This window comes from Klebsiella sp. JB_Kp031, assembly GCF_040064295.1.
GTDB lineage: Bacteria > Pseudomonadota > Gammaproteobacteria > Enterobacterales > Enterobacteriaceae > Klebsiella > Klebsiella quasipneumoniae.
Genome location: NZ_JBEAJW010000004.1, coordinates 40,171 through 58,491, shown reverse-complemented (window position 1 = coordinate 58,491; position 18,321 = coordinate 40,171). Strand labels below are relative to the sequence as shown.

Genomic DNA, 18,321 nt, shown 5'->3' with positions numbered 1-18,321 from the left:
CTCGTCCCCCCCCGGGCGGGCCGCCCGCGCGGCCCGGGGCACCAGACCCAGCCCCAGTCCCTGCGCCACCAGCGCCATCTGCAGCTGAGCGCCCGCGCTCTCGACGTTAAGCTTCAGGCGCAGGCCCTGGCTTTGCAGCTCGCGGATGAGCCCGGCGCGCAGGCCACAGCCATCGGGGTTAAGGATCCAGCCCTGTTCGACGCACTCCCGTAGCGACGACGCCCGCAGATTCAGCCGCCGGGCGGCAATCGGCACCACCTCCAGGGGGCACAGCAGACGCCCGCTGTAGCCCTCGGCGAGGGTCTGCTGGGCGGGGCCCATCGCCAGCATCCCGTCCAGTTCGCCGTTTTCCAGCCGGCGCTGCAGCTCTCCGCTCCAGCCGCAGGTGACCTGCGGGGACAGTGCGGAAAACTGCTGGCTCAGCGCCGCCAGCGCCGCCGGCAGCGCGATCTCGCTGATACTCTGCGGTACGCCGAGACGCAGCGCGCCGCGCGGCTCGCCTTGCGGATCCAACAGGCTGTAGAGCTTTTTCGTCTCGCGCTTAATGCTCAGGCACTGCTCGTACACCCGCTGACCGGCGGCGGTCAGGGTCAGCGGGCGGGTCTGACGCGCTAACAGCGTGACGTTCAGCTCCTGCTCCAGACGCTGCAGGCGCCGGGTGATCGCCGACTGGGTGATCCCCAGATAGTCCGCCGCCTGATTGAGGGAAGAAAACTGCACTGTGGCCAGCAGAGCGTCAATATCGTCGATGCGCATAGGATCCTTATGTGAAATTTGCATATTAATATATGCGTAAATTGCATTTAAATAATATTAACGCCTCTGTTAGCGTTTTGACCAGTCCCTCTGACAGGAAGCGCACATGACTGCACCACGACTGGAAAAATTACGCCATTTTATTCATGAGGTTGACCGTCTGCACCGTGAACACCACTCGACCGCGCCGCTGCTTGACGCCGTGGCGCAGCGGCTGGCGGCGCTGGTGCGTCACGACGACTGGCTGCCGGAAGAGTACACCCTGCCGCACCCACACCATTACCAGCAGTATCTGCTGCATGCCGACTCCGGCGAGCGCTTCTCGATCGTCAGCTTCGTCTGGGGGCCGGGACAGGCGACGCCGATCCATGACCACCGGGTGTGGGGGGCCATTGGGATGCTGCGCGGCGCGGAGGAAAATCAACGCTACCAGCTGGATGCCGATGGCATACCGCGCGCGCTGGGCGCCGCCACGCTTCTGCAGGCAGGTCAGGTGGAGAAAGTCTCCGCTGACGATGGCGACATTCATCGCGTCAGCAATGCGCTGGCGGATCGCGTCTCCATCAGCATACATGTTTACGGCGGCAACATCGGCGCGGTGAAGCGCGCAGTGTATACCCCGGAAGGCCAGCAAAAATCGTTTATATCCGGCTACTCCAACCGCCATTTACCCAATATCTGGGATTCCTCCCGCGAACACCAAGGATAACCATTATGTCCACTTACGCTTATCGCCAGGCCGCCGGGATCCGTCAGGCGCTGCTCGACCGTCGCGAACTGGCGCTGATCGACGTCCGTGAAGAGGCCGATTTCGCCACCGCTCATCCACTGTTTGCCGTCAATCTGCCGCTCAGCAAACTGGAGCTAGAGGTCCGCCGGCGGATACCGCGCTTCACCACCCCGATCACCGTCTACGACAACGGCGAAGGGCTGGCGGAGATCGCCGTCGAACGGCTGCGGACCTGGGGCTATCAGGATGTGGCCCTGCTGGCCGAGGGTCTCGCCGGCTGGCGCCGCAGCGGCGGCGAGCTGTTTCAGGACGTCAACTCTGCCAGTAAAGCTTTTGGCGAGCTGGTGGAAAGCGTGCGTCACACGCCGTCGCTCAGCGCCCAGGAGGTTCAGGCGCTCATCGACAGCCGGCAGGAGGTGGTGATCGTCGACGCCCGGCGCTTCGATGAGTACCAGACCATGAGCATCCCTGGCAGCATCAGCGTGCCCGGCGGCGAGCTGGTCCTGCGGGTGGAGAGCCTGACGCCCTCCCCGCAGACGCCGATCATCGTCAACTGCGCCGGACGCACCCGCAGCATCATCGGCACCCAGTCGCTGATCAACGCCGGGGTGCCGAACCCGGTCCATGCCCTGCGCAATGGCACTATCGGCTGGACGCTGGCTGGTCAGACGCTGGCGCACCAGCAGCAGCGGCAATACGACCCCTCCGCCCGCGCCTCCGGCGTCCGGGCCGCCGAGGCGGCGCATCTCGCCGAACGGGCCGGGGTGGCAGTCATCGATGAAGCGACGCTACAACGCTGGCGGCAGCAGAGCGACCGCACCACCTTCCTGTTTGATGTCCGCAGCCCCGAGGAGTACGCGGCGGGCCACTATCCTGGCAGCCTGAGCGCGCCAGGCGGCCAGCTGGTGCAGGAGACCGATCACTTCGCCAGCGTGCGGGGAGCGCGGATAGTGTTACTGGATGACGATGGCGTCCGGGCGGCGATGACCGGCTCGTGGCTGGCGCAGATGGGCTGGGAGACGGCGCGGCTGAGCGCGCTGTCGGCCAGCCAGCTGAGCGAGCGCGGGGTGCCGGCCGCCGAAGTGCCCCCCGCCCCGCCGGCGGAGGAGATAAGCCCGGCGCAGCTGGCGCAACAGCTGGAGGAGCCCGGGACGGTGGTGCTCGATTTTACCACCAGCGCCAACTTTGTCGCCCGCCATATCCCCGGCGCGTGGTGGCTGACGCGCTCGCAGCTGCGCCAGGCCCTGGAAGCGATCCCTCCCGCGCAACGTTACGTGGTGACCTGCGGCAGCAGCCTGCTGGCCCGCTACGCGGTGCCCGAGGTGGCGGCCTTAACCGGTAAGCCGGTACAGGTATTGCGCGGCGGGACGCTGGCGTGGATCGCCGCCGGTCTGCCGCTGGCCCATGGCGACGACGGCCTCGCCGTCGAGCGCCGGGACCGCTATCGCCGTCCCTATGAAGGGACCGATAATTCCGCAGAGGCCATGCAGGCCTATCTGGAGTGGGAGTACGGCCTGGTGGATCAGCTGGCCCGCGACGGCACCCACGGTTTTCGGGTGATCTAACGCCAGCGCGCCTCAGGCCTGACGCATGATCCACGAGTACTGAAAGCTCTTCGGCGCCGGAAAATGGGTCCGGCGCCGGTAGGAGCCCAGCGATTGCGGCGTGCAATAGGTGCAGCTCCCCAGCCATTCAACGCTCGCCGGCGCCACCCCCGCCTCTGTGAAGATCGCTTCAGCGAAAGCGCGCAGATCAAACCACAGATTATCGCTGCCGCGTGCGGCGGCTTTAAGCGGATCGCTGACCGGGGCCGAACGGGAATGGAACAGCCGCTGGCGGTGGCGGGCCACCCGGTCACCGCCGGGCTGGTCCAGCAGTTGCTGATAAAATCCGGCGGAGACTTCGTAACAGCAAGGGTGAATATGCGGCCCCACGGCGATGACCAGATCGGTCAGCGCCACCCCCTGCTGGCGAAAAGTCGCCAGACTGTTGTCGACAATGCCGCTGGCCAGCCCCTGCCAGCCGGCATGGACGCTGCAGACGAAGCGACCGTCGCGCGAGGCGATCAGTATCGGCAGGCAGTCGGCGGTCACCACCCCCACCTTTTGCCCGGCCACGGCGGTAAACACCGCGTCGGCGTGCGGGCGAGTCGGCAGCGGCTGCTGATAGTGATGCACCTCATTGCCATGGACCAGCTTCACCGGGGCCAATTCGGCATAGGGAAAAGCGGCGGTTTCGTGGACATCGAGAAACGCGTGGCGGATGCCAGGGATAGCGTCGAGCAAGCGGGAGCGGTAAGCCATAGAGACGATAAACGACAGGGAATGATGTCTTACCTTAGGCCAGGACACGCGGAGAGGCAAGGCGGCGGCCCGGCATTTTTCCGCCAGACCGCCGGACAGCATCAGACCATGGCCGCGCGCTGCTGGCGATGCATCAGCCAGAACACCGCCACGCCGGCCAGCACGATGCCCGGCGCTGAGGCTGACATCACCCCGACGGTGCCGGTGCCGAGGGCCAGCATCTTGCCGGCCAGCAAAGGGCCGCTCATCGCCCCTAGGCGGCCCACCGCCACGGCGGTGCCGACCCCGGTAGCGCGGATCGCCGCGGGATAGAAGAGCGGCGCCAGCGCGTAGAGCACGCTCTGGCCGCCGGTGGCGAACAGCCCGGCGACAAACCCCGCCAGCAGCATCCCGCTCAGCGTCGACGCACTGCCCAGCGCCAGCAGCGATGCCAGAATGCCGCTGTATATCAGCAGCGACATGTGCAGCGGAGTAAGCTTATCCATCAGCGCGCCCAGCAGCAAAGTGCCGCAGGCGGCGCCGATCTGCAGAGAGAACATCACCCCCGCCGCCTGGCTGGCGCTGAACCCCTGGCCCACCAGCAGCATCGGCAGCCAGTTGATGAGCATATAGACCACCAGCAGGGTAAAGAAATAGCCCAGCCACAGCAGCAGCGTGGCGGCAGCATGCCCCGGGGCAAACAGGGTGCGCAGCGGCACGCTGGTCTCCTCGCGCTGAAACGCCTGCGACTCCGGCAGCCAGCGCATCAACAGCGGGATCAGCAGCAGCGGGACCACGCCGCCAATCCAGAAGATGGTCTGCCAGGCCGCGGCGAGGCCAGAGAACCCCAGCGCCGCCGCCAGCGCGGCGCCAATGGGCACGCCGCAGTACATCAGGCTCACCGCCCGGCCGCGAAAGCGTGGGCCAGCGGCTTCCGAGGTTAAGGCAATCAGGTTCGGCAATGCCGCCCCCAGCCCGACGCCGGTGAGCAGGCGCGCCAGCAGCAGCGTCGGGAAGCTCCAGGCCACCGCGGTGGCCAGCGAGAACAGGCCAAACAACAGCACCGAGCTCAGCAGGATGCGTTTGCGCCCGTGGCGGTCCGCCAGCATGCCGCCCACCAGCGCGCCGGGCAGCAAGCCGAGGATCCCGGCGCTGAAGATCCAGCCCATCTGCATTTTATCCAGCGCAAAGGCCTGCGCCATGCCGACGGCGGCGATCCCCGCCGCCTGCAGATCCAGCCCCTCCATCAGGGCCACCATAAAACAGAGCCCGATGGTGACCATCAGGCGCGAGGAGTTTGCGGTCGTTATCTTGGTCATAAGGTACCTTGGCGATAGCCGGACAAGCGGATCAGGTGATGGGCGGCTGATGCGTGGTCAGCCGCGCGTTGTTATTTTTGGCGGTTAAGCAGATCCAGCGCGACGTCGACGATCATATCCTCCTGGCCGCCGACCATCCGCCGTTTGCCCAGCTCGACGAGAATATCCACCGCGCTGAGGCCATAGCGCGCCGCCGCCGCTTCGCTGTGGCGCAGGAAGCTGGAGTAGACCCCGGCGTAGCCCAGCGCCAGCGTTTCGCGGTCGACGCGCACCGGGCGGTCCTGCAGCGGCCGCACCAGCTCGTCGGCGGCGTTCATCAGCGCATAGAGATCGGTGCCATGTTGCCAGCCGAGCTTGTCGGCGGCGGCAATAAACACCTCCAGCGGCGCATTGCCCGCCCCCGCCCCCATCCCGGCCAGGCTGGCGTCTATGCGATCGCAGCCCTCTTCCACCGCGGCGATAGAGTTGGCCACCCCGAGGCTCAGGTTATGGTGGGCATGCATCCCGGTGGCGGTCTCCGGCTTCAGCACCGCCTTCAGCGCGCGGAAGCGGTCGCGAATGTCGTTCATGTTCATCGCCCCGCCGGAATCCACCACGTAGATGCAGGTCGCCCCATAGGATTCCATCTTCAGCGCCTGCTGCGCCAGCGCCTGCGGGGAGATCATATGGCTCATCATCAGAAAACCGACGGTGTCCATCCCCAGCTCGCGGGCAAAGGCAATATGCTGCGCCGCGACGTCCGCTTCGCTGCAGTGGGTGGCGACCCGCACCACCCGCGCCCCGGCCTGATACGCGGCTTTCAGGTCGTGCAGCGTGCCGATGCCCGGCAGCAGCAAGGTGGCGATTTTCGCCTGGCTGACCACCGCCGCCGCCGCTTCAATCCAGGCGATATCACTGTGGGCGCCAAAGCCGTAGTTGAAGCTGGATCCCTGCAGCCCATCGCCGTGGGCCACTTCGATGGAGTCCACCCCCGCCTTATCCAGCGCGCCGGCAATCTGCTGCACCTGCGCCAGGGAATACTGGTGACGATTAGCGTGCATACCATCGCGCAGCGTCACATCCGAAATGTAGAGTTTTTTACCGTTCATGCTGTCGCTCCCGCCGCGCTGTTCATTGCCCCGGCCATTTGCTCCGCCGTCGCCAGCGCCGCCGAGGTCATAATATCGAGGTTGCCGGCGTACGCCGGCAGATAGTGCGCCGCCCCTTCCACTTCGAGGTAAACCGCGGTTTTCAGGCCGGAAAAACGGCCCACGCCGGGGAGGTTGACCGGATTATCCTCGGGGATAACCTCAAACTGCACCTGCTGCTTCAGCCGGTAGCCTGGCACGTAAGCCTGCACCGCCGCCGCCATCTCGGCGATCGAGGCGGCAATCGCCTCCTGGGAGGCCATCTCGCTCAGCACATACACGGTATCGCGCATCATCAGCGGCGGCTCCGCCGGGTTCAGCACGATAATCGCCTTGCCCTTGTCCGCGCCGCCCACTTTTTCAATCGCCTGCGAGGTGGTTTCGGTGAATTCGTCGATATTCGCCCGCGTGCCCGGCCCGGCGGATTGACTGGCGATGGAGGCCACGATCTCTGCATAATGCACTTTCGCCACCCGCGAAACCGCGGCGACCATCGGGATGGTCGCCTGGCCGCCGCAGGTCACCATATTGACGTTGCCCTGGTGGAGGTTGGCCGCGAGGTTGACCACCGGCACGCAGTATGGGCCAATCGCCGCCGGCGTCAGGTCGATGACGCGGATCCCCGGCTTCGCTTCGCGCAGCGCGGCATCGTTTTTGACGTGCGCCCCGGCGCTGGTGGCGTCGAAGACGAAGTCGATATCGGCAAACTCCGCCATCTGCATCAGGCCGCCCACCCCTTCGTGGGTGGTCGCTACCCCCATGCGCCGGGCGCGGGCCAGACCATCCGACTGCGGGTCGATGCCGACCATCACCGCCATTTCAAGATGCTGGCCGTGGCGCAGAATTTTAATCATTAAATCGGTGCCGATATTTCCGGAGCCGATAATGGCGACTTTACGTTTACGCATCACGATGTCCTTCTCCGGCGGCGACGAAGCGTGCCGCGACTGAGCCAATACCTTCAATATGGGCGACAAAGCTGTCCCCCTCGTTAATCGCCACCATTGGGCCTAGCGCCCCGGTGAGCACGATATCCCCCGCCCGCAGCGGTTCGCCGAGACTGGCCATCTTGCGCGCCAGCCAGACCGCGGCGTTCAGCGGATGCCCCAGGCACTCGCTGCCCCGGCCGCTGGAGACCAGCTCCTGGTTGCGGGTCATCCGCATGGCGCACTGCTTCAGATCCAGCCCCGCCGGGCGCTGCGCCGGGCCGCCGATGACGTACAGGCCGCAGGAGGCGTTATCGGCGACAGTGTCGACAAAGCCGATTGACCAGTCGCGAATGCGGCTGCCCACCACCTCCAGCGCCGGCAGCACCCATTCGATGGCGTTATACAGTTCATCAAAAGTGGTATCGGCATGGGGCAGATCATGTTTCAGCACCAGGGCGATCTCGGCCTCCACCTTCGGCTGCAGCACGCGGCCAAACGGCACGTCGGCGTTGTCGCCGTAGCACATGTCGGCAAACAGGGTGCCGAAATCCGGCTGGTTGACCCCCAGCTGCTGCTGCACTTTGGGATGGGTCAGGCCCACCTTGCGGCCCACTACCCGCCGGCCATGGGCCACGTGGTGCTGAACGTTCAGGCGCTGGATGGCGTAGGCGGCGTCGGCGTTGTCGACGCCGAGGATATTGCGCAGCGGGGCGATCGCCTGGCCGGTCCGTTCGGCGTCGCGCAGCTGCTGCGCCAGCGCGTCAAGAGAAAAAGTCATCATCACTCCTTAGGCCCGTGCGAGGAAATTGAGCACCAGCTGATTAAAACTGTCGGCATGTTCCCACTGCGCCCAGTGGCCGCAGTCGCGGTAAATATGCAGCTCAGAGCCGGCGATCCCGGCGAGCAGGCGCAGCCCGGCGTCCATCGGCACGAAGCGGTCGTTGCGTCCCCAGACGATCAGAGTTGGCGCAGCGATCTCGCCCAGCCGCGGACCAAAGTCAGGGAACTGCTTCGGGTTGGCTTCGAGGCTCTTTACGAAGTTGTCCAGATGGTCGCGGCGCGACAGCATATTGTTCAGCCGCGCCTCGAACAGCGCGTCAGTGAGGTCGCGGGTGTCAAAGACGAAAATGCTCATCATCTTCTTCAGGTTTTCAATGGTCGGCTCGCGGTACAGGGCGTTCAGCAGCTTGATGCCCTCCGTCGGCATCGGCGTGAACAGGCTCATGCCGCCGGTCCCCCCGCCCATCAGCACCAGCTTAGCCACCCGCTCCGGCCAGCTCAGGGTGAAGGCCACTGCGCTGTGGCCGCCCATCGAGTTGCCCAGCAGATGGACTTTATCGATCCCCAGCTGATCGACCACGCTTTTCAAAATGCGGGCGTTGAGATCCGAACGCGAGCCGCTGTTGATGATCGAATCGCTCTTCCCCCACCCCGGACAGTCGAGGAGCAGCACGCGATAGCCCGCCTCGACCAGCGGGTCAATATTGCGGCTGAAGTTGGCCCAGCCGGTAGCCCCCGGCCCGGAGCCGTGGAGCATCACCACGGTCTCTTTCCCGTCGCCGCAGTCATTGATATGGATACGCAGCGTGCGGCCCCCTTCGTCGACGTTGAGGAATCGGCTGGTGGCGGCTTCGGTTTGCGGTTGATAGCTCATGTTAGTCTCCCGGTTAATCAAATCTCGGTGGTGGCGCTCAGCGAGCCGAATCCTGCGATCCACTCGGGGATCGGCCGGTAATAGCGGCCTTCGCTACGCCAGCGGCCAAAAGCGGATAGCGCGGCAAAGGCGGCCACCCAGGTCTTAATTTCGTGCGTCGATTTGCCGGCCATCGCCGACAGCTCGTCGTTGCCGATCGCGTCCAGTTCGCTCAGCCGCCCCTGCTCCAGCAGGCTCATAAAGCGGTTGTCCCACACCGGATTAAGGGGATGGAGCGAGCGCGGGTCCTCGGTAAACCGGCGGGCGGCGCTGATCACCCGCTGCTGGCGCAGCTCGCGTTCGTCCGGCGGCAGCTGTTTGCCGCTGCCGAGCAGGCGGTGGCGCAGATGGGCGTCGGCCTTCGCCAGCTCCGGCACAGGCGGCTGGTGCGACAGCCCGCCAGAGCCGAGGATCAGCACCCGCTTATTGAGGGTGTTGAGGAAGCGGCCCATCGCCTCGCCAAGCTGCCGGGTGCGTTGAAAACCCGGTAGCGGCGCGGCGACGCCGTTAATAAACACCGGCAGCACCGGCAGGCGATCCAGCCCACCCAGCAAAAACTCCAGCGGCTGGGCGAAGCCATGGTCCACCTGCATGTTGTACGACACCGCCAGGTCGATACCGCTGTTGAGCACGGCGTGAGCGCAGGCTTCCGCCAGCTCGGTGGGCACCGGCAGGTCGCCGGCGGCGCTGGCGAAGTCGCCGATGGCGGTGGCGCCGATGCCGAGGCAGAACGGCGGCATCACGTCATAGAAAAAACCGTTGTAGTGATCGGGGGCGAAGAGCACCACCAGTTCGGGATCGAATTCAGCGATCCGCCGCCGGGCGTCGGCAATCACCCCGTTGACCTCATCAAGGACCGCCTGTTCAGGGTCAACGAATCCCACCAGCGGGGTGTGCGACAGACAGTGCAGATAGGCATGCATATCAGGCCACCTTCTCTTCAGCGTGGGCGGTATCCCCGGCTGCGAGGGTCATTTTTTCCGCCAGGGCGGTCAGCTGCGCGCCGAGGGTTTGCGGGATAGCGAGGGCGGCGACAAAGCGGTCCGGCCTGACCACGGCGATGGCGGTATGATGTTGCGCAAACCAGCTCTTCAGTCGGTTTTGCTTATCCCCCACCCGCAGCGTGCCCGGAGCGTTATCCTGCTCGCGGTGGATCTGCACCTCCGGCACCACCTGAATAAAGCGCACCCCTATCGCGCGCCAGCGAGCGATCTGCCCGGCGTCGAGCCCCCACTGCGGGTTGCAGCCCCAGCCGATAATGGCGAAATTCGCCCCGATAACCTCGTCGAGCAGGAGGCTCTCGCCATTCTCCAGCGTCACCTGCGGTTGAATAAACATTTTGCCCACCGGCGAAGATTTATCTGCGCCATCGGTCAGCAGCGCCCCCTCGCGATACTGCGGCATCGGCTTAAAGCGCATTTCGAGGAAGTAACGTTTCACCGGCGGCAGGTAGTTCAGCAGCCACGAGAGGCCATCGCGCACGGCCCCCTGCCAGCGCTTCGGCGGCGCCAGCACGTGGCCGGCGGTCACCGACAGGTCAATCATCGCCTTCGCGTGGTCGCGACGCTCCTGCTGGTAGCTGTCAAGCAGCGCCTCTCCCGCTTTGCCGTTGACCACCAGCGCCAGCTTCCACGCCAGGTTGAAGGCGTCGCGCATGCCACTGTTGTATCCCTGGCCCTGCCAGACCGGCATGATGTGCGCGGCGTCGCCGGCCAGCAGCACCCGGTCAATGCGAAAGCGCTCGGCAAGGCGCGCGTTATGGGTGTAGACCCGCTGGCGGATCAGTTCGACGCGATCCGGGTCCGGTAGCACTTTGCTCAGCAGGCGGCGCATATTGTGCGGCTCGCTGAGCTGGGCTTCGGTTTCCCCGGGCATCACCATAAATTCAAAGCGGCGCACGCCGTGTGGCAGCGCAGCGGAAACATAGGGCCGCACCGGGTCGCAGCACAGATAGACGTGCGGGGTGGCCAGCGGGTCGTTGGCAATATCGATGACGATCCACTGATTCGGCGCGGTCTTGCCTTCAAAGGGGACGTTCAGCGTACGGCGAATAAAGCTGGCGCCGCCGTCGCAGGCCACCAGCCAGTCCGCGCGCACCGTCTCCCGCTCGCCGTCCGGCCCTTTGATATTTAACGTGACACTGTCACTGTTCTGACTAAAGGCTTCCACCTCGCGGGAGAAGAGGCAACGGACCTGTGGGAAACGCTGCAGGCCGTGATACATCACCGCATCCACCTGCGGCTGGATAAAGGCGTTGCGCCGCGACCAGCCAAACTCATCGGTCATCGGCTGGATGTCGGCAAAGCAGCGGCCCTTCGGGGTCAGAAAGCGCATGGCGTGCCACGGCGTGGTGTGCGGCAGCACGTCATCCACCAGCCCCACCGCCTGCATCGCCCGCAGCGATTCATCGTCAATACCGATGGCCCGCGGGTAATCGATCAGTTTGTCGAGTTTTTCCACCAGCAGCACGCTGATGCCCATCTGGCCAAGGTAGTTGGCCATCATCAGGCCTACCGGACCGGCGCCGGCGATGGCGACCTGGGCGGTATGCTGCACGGCGGGTTGAATATCGGGTGTAGATGTTGTCATTCTCAGCAACCTCACGACTCGGAAACGGCCAGACCGGTAGGCCATTTGTTAATCATGTGTAAACGTATTTTTATAATGGGCTGAGTATAGGGCGGGGGTTTTCGGCTACAATCAAAACATCATCGAATGTGCACCAGGTGCACAGCGCTGTTTATAAAGCGTTTTCAGGAGGGTTTGATGCATGACGATGGGTCCACAGCGTACAAAACGGTGCGCGGATTAAGCCGGGGTTTATTGTTATTAAAATTGTTAAATAAATTCGACGGCGGCGCGACGCCGGGCCTGCTGGCGGAGTTTAGCGGCCTGCATCGCACCACCGTGCGCCGGCTGCTGGAGACGCTGCAGGAGGAGGGTTTTGTCCGCCGCAGCCGCTCCGATGACAGCTTTCGTCTGACCATTAACGTCCGCCAGCTGAGCGACGGATTTCGTGACGAACATTGGATTTCTGCCCTCGCCACGCCGCTGCTCGGCGAGCTGCTGCGCGAAGTACAGTGGCCGACGGACATCACCACCCTCGACGTCGACGCCATGGTGGTGCGCGAAACCACCCACCGTTTCAGTCGGCTGTCGTTTCACCGGGCGATGGTCGGACGGCGACTGCCGCTGCTGCTCACCGCCTCCGGTCTGACGTGGCTGGCCTTTGCTCCCGACGCGGAGCGCGACGCCATTCTCAGCATGCTGGCAGCCCGTCCGGAAGCGGAGTATCAGCTGGCCCGTGAGCCGGAGCGGTTGGCGGCGATCCTCGCCCGCACCCGCCAGAACGGCTATGGAGAAAACTTCCGCGGCTGGCGGCAGGAGGAGAAAATCGCCTCTATCGCCGTGCCGGTCTGCAGCCAGCAGCGGGTCATCGGCTGCCTCAACCTGGTCTATATCGCCAGCGCCATGACCATTGAGCAGGCGGCGCAAAAGCATCTCTCTACGCTGCAGAGGGTGGCGGGCCAGATAGAGGCGCGCATGGAGGATCAAGAAGTGTGGTACGAAATGCCTTGATCGTAGTGAGGGTAAACGCGATCAACCATTGCGCCCGGCGTCGTTATATAATTTAATACACAACGAATTTTTCACGCCATTCGGGCCAGATCATGCCAAAACACCCCTTACTGCTGGGCCTGACGCTGCTCAGCGCCAGCCTGTTCACCGGTCAGGCCTTCGCCGACCGCACTGTCACCGACCAGCTGGGTCGCCAGGTCACCCTCCCCAACCACGTCACCCGCGTCGTGGTTCTGCAGCATCAGACGCTCAACCTGCTGGTGCAACTGCATGCCGCTGAGGATATCGTCGGCGTCTTAAGCAGCTGGAAGAAACAGCTCGGGCCGCAGTTCGCCCGCTTTATGCCCGAGATCGGGCAACTGGCGACCCCGGGCGATCTCACTCAGGTCAATATTGAAAGCCTGCTGGCGCTGCGTCCGCAGGTGGTTTTCGTCGCCAACTATGCGCCGCCGGCGATGATCGCGCAGATCCAACAGGCCGGGATCCCGGTGGTGGCCATTTCGCTGCGCCAGGATGCCGCTGGGGAAAAAAGTAAAATGAACCCCACCATGGCTGACGAGGAGCAGGCCTATAACGCCGGACTGGTAGAGGGGATCCGCCTTATCGGCGAGGTCGTCGAACGCCAGCCCGAGGCCGAGGCGCTGATTCACTACACCTTTGAGGCGCGTAAGCAAGCCAATGCGCCGGTGGCCGATATTCCCCAGAACCAGCGGGTGCGGGTGTATATGGCCAACCCCGATCTGAATACCTACGGCGCCGGCAAATACACCGGTCTGATGATGGCGCACGCCGGGGCGCTGAACGTGGCGGCCGCCAGCGTAACAGGCGCCCGTCAGGTGTCGCTGGAGCAGGTGCTGGCGTGGAACCCGCAGGTGATCTTCGTCCAGGACCGTTATCCGCAGGTGGTCAAACAGATAGAGAACGACCCGCAGTGGCAGGCGATCGATGCGGTGAAACATCACCGCGTGTGGCTGATGCCGGAGTACGCCAAAGCCTGGGGTTACCCGATGCCGGAGGCCCTGGCGCTGGGCGAGCTGTGGATGGCGAAAAAACTCTACCCTTCGCGTTACCAGAACATCGATGTGGACAGTAAAGCCAGGGATTACTATCAACGCTTTTACCGCGTAGCGTGGACGCCAGATGCCCGCTAACCACCGTCCCTGGCTGTTGCAGGGCAGCCTGGCGCTGGCGACGCTGGCGATCGCAGTCGCCTCTCTCTGTTTCGGCCAGTTCCCGTTAAGCCTGAGCGCCGTTGGCCACACCCTGATCCATCTCCCACCAGGCGAAGGGGTGATCGGACAGATCGTCTGGTCGGTTCGCCTGCCGCGCGTGGTCATAGCTTTGCTGGCCGGGGGCGCGCTGGGGCTGTGCGGCGCTACCTTACAGGGCGTGTTCCAGAACCCGCTGGTCGACCCGCACATCATCGGAGTGACCTCTGGCTCCGCCTTCGGCGGCACGCTGGCGATCCTGTTGGGCGTCGGCGGCCTGCTGATGATGGCCTCGACCTTTTTCTTTGGCCTCGTCGCGCTGGGGCTGATTTACGCCCTCGCCGCCCTGCAGGGGCGGGACAGCACGCTGGGGCTGATTCTGTCCGGGATCATCCTCAGCGGCTTCTTCGCCGCGCTGGTCAGCCTGATGCAGTACCTCGCCGACAGCGAAGAGACGTTACCGAACATTGTCTTCTGGCTGCTCGGCAGCTTCGCAACCGCCAGCTGGCATAAGGTACTGCTCATGATCCTGCCCATGGCGGTGGCCGCCGGGGTGTTGTGGAAGCTGCGCTGGCGAATCAATCTGTTGGCGCTGGAGGAGCGCGATGCCCGCAGTCTTGGCGTTCCGGTGGCCGCGCTGCGTCGCGCCGTGCTGGTCTGCTGCGCGGTGCTGGTGGCAGCGCAAGTGGCGGTCAGCGGCAGCATCGCCTGGATGGGACTGGTGGTCCCGCACCTCGCCCGTCTGCTGGTGGGCGCCGACCATCGTCGCCTGCTGCCCGCCGCCTTCTGGCTCGGCGCCGCCCTGATGCTGGTGGTGGACGATATGGCGCGCACGCTGACGCAGGCGGAGATCCCGATCGGGATCATCACAGCCCTGCTCGGCGCGCCGCTGTTTACCTTGTTGCTGGTGCAATCCCGACGCCGGAATACGCTCCAATGAACCGCTCATTGTCGCTGGAAGCGCTACGTTACGGCCACCGTCAGCCGCTCTTCGCCCCGCTCACGCTGGCCTGCCGTCCCGGCGAGATCTGGGCGGTGCTGGGCGCCAATGGCCGGGGAAAAAGTACTCTGCTGGATACCCTGACCGGCGTGCTGCCACCGCTGAGCGGCCGGGCGCAGTGCGAGGGCGGCGTCGCCCTGGTTCCGCAGTCGTTTCGTCCCGCTTTCCGCTGGCGAGTGAGCGATGTGGTGCTGATGGGCCGCGCCCGGCACGTGGATCTCTTTGCCCAGCCGGACGAGGAGGATGCCCGGCGGGTTGAGCAGGCGCTGGCGCAGCTGGGGATTGCCGCCCTGGCCGGGGATGACTTCGACGCGCTCTCCGGCGGCCAGCAGCAGCTGGTGCTGATTGCCCGCGCGCTGGTCAGCGCCAGTCAGAATATCCTGCTGGATGAGCCCTGCTCGGCGCTGGATCTCGGTAACCAGCAGGTGGTGCTCCAGCTGATCGACGACCTCGCTCACCGCCAGACGCGCACCGTCCTGTTCACCACTCATGATCCGAATCATGCGCTACAGGTGGCCAGCCATACGCTGCTGCTTCTGCCGGAGGGCCAGTGGCTGGCGGGCGAGACTGCCGAAGTGCTGAGCGAAACGCACCTCCGGCAAGCGTACGGCCTGCCGGTACGTCTGATCTACCATCCCGCGTCCGCGTCCCCTCTGCTGGCGCCGGGGTTTACTCTGCGTCGCTGAACGGCATAAAACCCGCCTGCCGGAGATACCCCTGGCCAACGTCGCCGAGGATAAAGCGATACAGGGCCAGCGCGGCGGGATCGGCACTGAGGCGCGCCAACTGGTAATCGCAGCGAATATTCCACGCTGCCGGGATGGTCAGGGTACGCAGATCGTCGCAGGCGGCCAGCGCGGGGGCATAGTGCGCGTAGCCGATAAACAGATCCGCCAGATTCTGGCGAATGAGCCACGCGCCGGCTATCTCTCCCGGCGGCACGCTCAGTGAGTCTCTGCCGCCGACCAGCGGCTGCGCCCGCCCGGCCATCGCGTTGCCCAACCCAGGACAGCGCGCCTCGATTCGGGCAAACAGTTGCCAGGTGTAATCTCCTGACGGATCGCATCCCGGCGTGGAGGTCGCCAGCCGCAGGCGGGGCGTGCTGAGCAGCGCCAGCCAGTCCAGGCCATCGTTGTCCGGCGACCGCCTGGCGGTCAGCATCAGCTGATTGCCGGCAAATCCCTGGCATTCCTGCGCCAGACCCGCCTGGAGCAGCGCCTGCGGGTGCGCCGCGTTGGCGGAAGCAAAAACCGCGCACGGGGTCCCGGCCTCGATCCGCTCGCGCAGCAGGCCGGCAGGGCCAAACTGCGCATCGACCGCCAGGCCAGTCTGCTGCTGAAAGTACGCCACCAGCGGCAGAAAAGCGCTTTTCAGGCTTCCCGCCGCCAGCAGCGTGAGAGGAGTGGACATTATAGATCGTCGCTATAAACCGGATAATATAGCGCTATATTACCCGGTTTGCCGCCACGTCAGTAGCGAATTTCTGCCAGCGTCCGGAGCTGTTCAGGGGTGGCTACCGGCAGGTCGAAAAAGCGCAGATAGGCGGGGATCATTTCAAACAGCATGTCGGTCCCGCGCTGGATGGGGCACTGTCGCGCCTGGGCGGCCCTCAGCAGCGGGGTATACTCCTGGGTCATCACCACCTCCCCCACCCAGGTGCCAGGCGCCAGACGGTCCACGTCCAGCGGCAGCGGATCGCTGACCTTCATCCCCAGCGGCGTGGCGTTAACCACCAGCTCGTGTCCGGCCGGATCGCGCTGCATCAGGGTGATATCGAGCTGCGGATAGTGCTGATGCAGCCGTCCGGCGAGAGCGTGCGCCACCTCCGGTCGGGTATCGTACAGGGTCAGAGCACTAACCCCTGCCGCCGCGAGAGAGGCGGCGATAGCCGACCCCACTCCGCCGTTGCCGACCACCAGCGCCCGCGTCCCCTCAGGATGAAATCCTTTGCGGCGCAGGCCCAGCACAAAGCCGTCGCCATCGAACATGTCCCCGGAGAGGCTGCCGTCCGCCTCGCGACGGATGGCGTTACAGGCGCCGGCGATAGCCGCCGTCGGACTCAGGCGCTGCACCAGCTCGCAGGTGGCGATTTTATGCGGCATCGTCACCAGCGCGCCGATGATGTTGGTCATCGTAAACAGCGGCGGAATAAACGCGGCATAGTCCTCCGGTTTGACCCCCATCGGCACCACCTTCACGTCCACCTGCTGGTCGACAAACCACGGGTTGTAGATCATCGGCGCCTTAAAACTGGCGGTCGGATAGCCAAGATGCGCTATCAGCCGCGTATTCCCACTAATCACCATGCCTTGCTCCTTTGTTTACTGCGATAACTCGATACGTTTGACGTCGCCGAGGATAAACAGATAGGCCACCACACCCAGCAGCGCGGCGCCGCCGATGTAGATCAACGCGTAGAAGAAATTGCCGAACCCGGCGACGATAAAGCCGATCACCAGCGGGGTGAGGATCCCCGCGAGGTTGGCGCAAAAGTTGAACAGGCCACCGGTAAGTCCGCCCAGCCCCTTCGGGGCGATGTCGGAGATCAGCGTCCAGCCGAGGCCCACCATCCCCTGGCCAAAAAAGGCAAACGACATCACCAGGATCACCGCCAGGTCACTCTGCAGCCAGTTGGCGGAGATGATACAGCTGGCCATCAGCAGGCCAGCGACGATCGGCAGCTTACGCCCCAGGTTGGCCGACCCGGTGGCTTTGAGCAGCTTGTCGGAGATCCAGCCGCCAAACATCACCCCACCGGCGGCGGCGACAAACGGCAGGATGGAAAAGAAACCGACCTTCAGCCACGGCATATGGCGTTCGGTGGCCAGCCAGGTCGGGAACCAGGTGAGAAAGAACACCAGCACGGTATTGCCGGCAAACTGACCGATGCTGGCGCCGATGATCTGGCGTTTGCTCAGCAGCTGGCGGACCAGCGGCCAGCTGAACGCCACCTGCTGGTCCGTCGGGGCGCTCAGGCCGCCGCCGTTTTCGATATGCTCACGCTCCTGCTGGCTGAGACGAGGATCTTCATGCGGTTCGCGGTAGCAGCGCCACCACACCAGGGCAAACAGAATGCCAACCGCGCCGACGCTGACGAACAGCACCCGCCAGCCGAAGCCATCCATGATCCAGAACAGCAGCGGGGCAAAGCAGGCCAGCCCAAGATACTCCCCCACGGTGTAAACCGCCGTGGCCTTCGCGCGCTCCTGTTGCGGGAACCAGGCGCTGACCACCCGGCTATTGACCGGAAAGCACGGCGCTTCGCTGACGCCAAGCCCGAAACGGCACAGCAGCAGCGTTTTCAGCCCCACCGCCATGCCGTGGAACAGGGTAAACAGCGACCACAGGGTCAGCGACAGAAAATAGGTGACTTTGTTGCCAAAGCGGTCAAGAAACAGCCCGCCGGGGATTTGCGCCAGGGCGTAGGTCCAGGCGAAAGCGGAGAAAAGTATCCCCATGATCGCTGGATCGATCCCCAGCTCAGCGGTGAGCTTTGGGGCGGCGATCCCCAGCACGGTGCGGTCGAGGTAGTTGATCATGGTGCCGATGGCCAGCAGCGCAAGAATGCCGATGCGCCGCCGGGAGCGGCGCGCGGTGACGGCCGGCTGGGCGGCAGCCGTCGGGTTAGGGCTATATGAGCTCATAGTCAGTTCCTGTCTCGGGTACAGAGGGTGTTGTTATTGTGTTTCAGGCATAAT

At 64.5% G+C, this 18,321-nt stretch carries 18 protein-coding genes; 6 read left to right on the top strand and 12 right to left on the bottom strand.

What is annotated here, in order from left to right; genetic code table 11:
• A partial coding sequence (locus ABLV64_RS04740; protein ID WP_348851549.1) for a LysR family transcriptional regulator occupies positions 1 to 756 on the bottom strand: 756 nt, incomplete at its 3' end.
• Between the two features lie 106 nt (positions 757 to 862).
• On the opposite strand from ABLV64_RS04740, the gene ABLV64_RS04735 reads away from it, so the two are divergent.
• Both ABLV64_RS04735 and ABLV64_RS04730 read left to right on the top strand, forming a co-directional pair.
• Positions 863 to 1,465, top strand: a complete 603-nt coding sequence (locus tag ABLV64_RS04735) for a cysteine dioxygenase (protein ID WP_043519834.1) — start codon at positions 863 to 865, stop codon at positions 1,463 to 1,465.
• 5 nt (positions 1,466 to 1,470) lie between these two features.
• A complete protein-coding gene (locus ABLV64_RS04730) occupies positions 1,471 to 3,051 on the top strand; it encodes a rhodanese homology domain-containing protein (RefSeq protein WP_049003484.1) in 1,581 nt (526 codons plus the stop codon).
• Between the two features lie 12 nt (positions 3,052 to 3,063).
• On the opposite strand, the gene ABLV64_RS04725 is transcribed toward ABLV64_RS04730, so the two are convergent.
• From ABLV64_RS04725 to ABLV64_RS04690, 8 genes are all read right to left on the bottom strand, one after another.
• Entirely contained in the window at positions 3,064 to 3,789 is a 726-nt protein-coding gene (locus tag ABLV64_RS04725) for a polyphenol oxidase family protein (protein ID WP_048326368.1), read from the bottom strand.
• Positions 3,790 to 3,890: 101 nt separating this feature from the next.
• Positions 3,891 to 5,087 carry a 3-(3-hydroxy-phenyl)propionate transporter MhpT gene (mhpT, locus tag ABLV64_RS04720; protein ID WP_100050919.1) on the bottom strand — a complete coding sequence of 399 codons (1,197 nt, stop codon included), beginning with the start codon at positions 5,085 to 5,087 and terminating at the stop codon, positions 3,891 to 3,893.
• 71 nt (positions 5,088 to 5,158) lie between these two features.
• Positions 5,159 to 6,175 (bottom strand): 4-hydroxy-2-oxovalerate aldolase, encoded by a 1,017-nt coding sequence (gene mhpE, locus ABLV64_RS04715; protein ID WP_100050918.1) that lies wholly within the window; start codon positions 6,173 to 6,175, stop codon positions 5,159 to 5,161.
• Positions 6,172 to 7,122 (bottom strand): acetaldehyde dehydrogenase, encoded by a 951-nt coding sequence (gene mhpF / locus ABLV64_RS04710; protein ID WP_017901281.1) that lies wholly within the window; start codon positions 7,120 to 7,122, stop codon positions 6,172 to 6,174. The genes mhpE and mhpF overlap by 4 nt, the downstream gene beginning before the upstream one ends.
• Positions 7,115 to 7,921 carry a 2-keto-4-pentenoate hydratase gene (gene mhpD / locus ABLV64_RS04705; RefSeq protein WP_100050917.1) on the bottom strand — a complete coding sequence of 269 codons (807 nt, stop codon included), beginning with the start codon at positions 7,919 to 7,921 and terminating at the stop codon, positions 7,115 to 7,117. Before mhpD ends, mhpF begins: the two co-directional genes overlap by 8 nt.
• Before the next feature lie 9 nt (positions 7,922 to 7,930).
• Complete coding sequence (gene mhpC / locus ABLV64_RS04700) at positions 7,931 to 8,797, bottom strand: 2-hydroxy-6-oxonona-2,4-dienedioate hydrolase (RefSeq protein ID WP_032456237.1); 867 nt, start codon at positions 8,795 to 8,797, stop codon at positions 7,931 to 7,933.
• Positions 8,798 to 8,814: 17 nt separating this feature from the next.
• Positions 8,815 to 9,759, bottom strand: coding sequence for a 2,3-dihydroxyphenylpropionate/2,3-dihydroxicinnamic acid 1,2-dioxygenase (gene mhpB / locus ABLV64_RS04695; RefSeq protein WP_102006622.1), 945 nt, complete (start codon positions 9,757 to 9,759; stop codon positions 8,815 to 8,817).
• Position 9,760: 1 nt separating this feature from the next.
• On the bottom strand, positions 9,761 to 11,425 hold the full coding sequence (locus ABLV64_RS04690) for a bifunctional 3-(3-hydroxy-phenyl)propionate/3-hydroxycinnamic acid hydroxylase (RefSeq protein WP_004203057.1): 1,665 nt from the start codon (positions 11,423 to 11,425) through the stop codon (positions 9,761 to 9,763).
• 177 nt (positions 11,426 to 11,602) lie between these two features.
• Here ABLV64_RS04690 and ABLV64_RS04685 point away from each other — a divergent pair, with 177 nt between their 5' ends.
• The 4 genes from ABLV64_RS04685 (at position 11,603) to ABLV64_RS04670 (ending at position 15,309) form a co-directional block, all read left to right on the top strand.
• Complete coding sequence (locus ABLV64_RS04685) at positions 11,603 to 12,415, top strand: DNA-binding transcriptional regulator (RefSeq protein WP_023318526.1); 813 nt, start codon at positions 11,603 to 11,605, stop codon at positions 12,413 to 12,415.
• Between the two features lie 92 nt (positions 12,416 to 12,507).
• Entirely contained in the window at positions 12,508 to 13,566 is a 1,059-nt protein-coding gene (locus tag ABLV64_RS04680; RefSeq protein ID WP_049003488.1) for an ABC transporter substrate-binding protein, read from the top strand.
• Positions 13,556 to 14,563: an iron ABC transporter permease gene (locus tag ABLV64_RS04675; protein WP_004203061.1), complete on the top strand. Its 1,008-nt coding sequence runs from the start codon at positions 13,556 to 13,558 to the stop codon at positions 14,561 to 14,563. Before ABLV64_RS04680 ends, ABLV64_RS04675 begins: the two co-directional genes overlap by 11 nt.
• Positions 14,560 to 15,309: an ABC transporter ATP-binding protein gene (locus tag ABLV64_RS04670; protein WP_032456241.1), complete on the top strand. Its 750-nt coding sequence runs from the start codon at positions 14,560 to 14,562 to the stop codon at positions 15,307 to 15,309. The genes ABLV64_RS04675 and ABLV64_RS04670 overlap by 4 nt, the downstream gene beginning before the upstream one ends.
• Here ABLV64_RS04670 and ABLV64_RS04665 read toward each other — a convergent pair.
• The 3 genes from ABLV64_RS04665 to ABLV64_RS04655 are packed head-to-tail and all read right to left on the bottom strand — an operon-like array spanning position 15,293 to position 18,267.
• On the bottom strand, positions 15,293 to 16,036 hold the full coding sequence (locus ABLV64_RS04665) for a substrate-binding domain-containing protein (protein ID WP_032456242.1): 744 nt from the start codon (positions 16,034 to 16,036) through the stop codon (positions 15,293 to 15,295). The two genes, ABLV64_RS04670 and ABLV64_RS04665, sit on opposite strands and share 17 nt — an antisense overlap.
• A gap of 56 nt (positions 16,037 to 16,092) precedes the next feature.
• On the bottom strand, positions 16,093 to 16,929 hold the full coding sequence (locus ABLV64_RS04660; RefSeq protein ID WP_023318530.1) for a shikimate dehydrogenase: 837 nt from the start codon (positions 16,927 to 16,929) through the stop codon (positions 16,093 to 16,095).
• Between the two features lie 15 nt (positions 16,930 to 16,944).
• The gene (locus tag ABLV64_RS04655) at positions 16,945 to 18,267 is read right to left on the bottom strand and encodes an MFS transporter (RefSeq protein ID WP_004203068.1); all 1,323 of its coding nucleotides are present in this window, start codon (positions 18,265 to 18,267) and stop codon (positions 16,945 to 16,947) included.
• Positions 18,268 to 18,321 lie beyond the last annotated feature (54 nt).

What these genes read in the sequence shown, in the direction of transcription:
- mhpC (WP_032456237.1), bottom strand. Translation starts at nt 8,797, where the DNA reads ATGAGCTATCAACCGCAAACCGAAGCCGCCACCAGCCGATTCCTCAAC.
- mhpT (WP_100050919.1), bottom strand. Translation starts at nt 5,087, where the DNA reads ATGACCAAGATAACGACCGCAAACTCCTCGCGCCTGATGGTCACCATC.
- ABLV64_RS04690 (WP_004203057.1), bottom strand. Translation starts at nt 11,425, where the DNA reads ATGACAACATCTACACCCGATATTCAACCCGCCGTGCAGCATACCGCC.
- ABLV64_RS04655 (WP_004203068.1), bottom strand. Translation starts at nt 18,267, where the DNA reads ATGAGCTCATATAGCCCTAACCCGACGGCTGCCGCCCAGCCGGCCGTC.
- ABLV64_RS04675 (WP_004203061.1), top strand. Translation starts at nt 13,556, where the DNA reads ATGCCCGCTAACCACCGTCCCTGGCTGTTGCAGGGCAGCCTGGCGCTG.
- mhpD (WP_100050917.1), bottom strand. Translation starts at nt 7,921, where the DNA reads ATGACTTTTTCTCTTGACGCGCTGGCGCAGCAGCTGCGCGACGCCGAA.
- ABLV64_RS04730 (WP_049003484.1), top strand. Translation starts at nt 1,471, where the DNA reads ATGTCCACTTACGCTTATCGCCAGGCCGCCGGGATCCGTCAGGCGCTG.
- ABLV64_RS04670 (WP_032456241.1), top strand. Translation starts at nt 14,560, where the DNA reads ATGAACCGCTCATTGTCGCTGGAAGCGCTACGTTACGGCCACCGTCAG.
- ABLV64_RS04725 (WP_048326368.1), bottom strand. Translation starts at nt 3,789, where the DNA reads ATGGCTTACCGCTCCCGCTTGCTCGACGCTATCCCTGGCATCCGCCAC.
- mhpE (WP_100050918.1), bottom strand. Translation starts at nt 6,175, where the DNA reads ATGAACGGTAAAAAACTCTACATTTCGGATGTGACGCTGCGCGATGGT.
- ABLV64_RS04735 (WP_043519834.1), top strand. Translation starts at nt 863, where the DNA reads ATGACTGCACCACGACTGGAAAAATTACGCCATTTTATTCATGAGGTT.
- mhpF (WP_017901281.1), bottom strand. Translation starts at nt 7,122, where the DNA reads ATGCGTAAACGTAAAGTCGCCATTATCGGCTCCGGAAATATCGGCACC.
- ABLV64_RS04660 (WP_023318530.1), bottom strand. Translation starts at nt 16,929, where the DNA reads ATGGTGATTAGTGGGAATACGCGGCTGATAGCGCATCTTGGCTATCCG.
- mhpB (WP_102006622.1), bottom strand. Translation starts at nt 9,759, where the DNA reads ATGCATGCCTATCTGCACTGTCTGTCGCACACCCCGCTGGTGGGATTC.
- ABLV64_RS04680 (WP_049003488.1), top strand. Translation starts at nt 12,508, where the DNA reads ATGCCAAAACACCCCTTACTGCTGGGCCTGACGCTGCTCAGCGCCAGC.
- ABLV64_RS04685 (WP_023318526.1), top strand. Translation starts at nt 11,603, where the DNA reads ATGCATGACGATGGGTCCACAGCGTACAAAACGGTGCGCGGATTAAGC.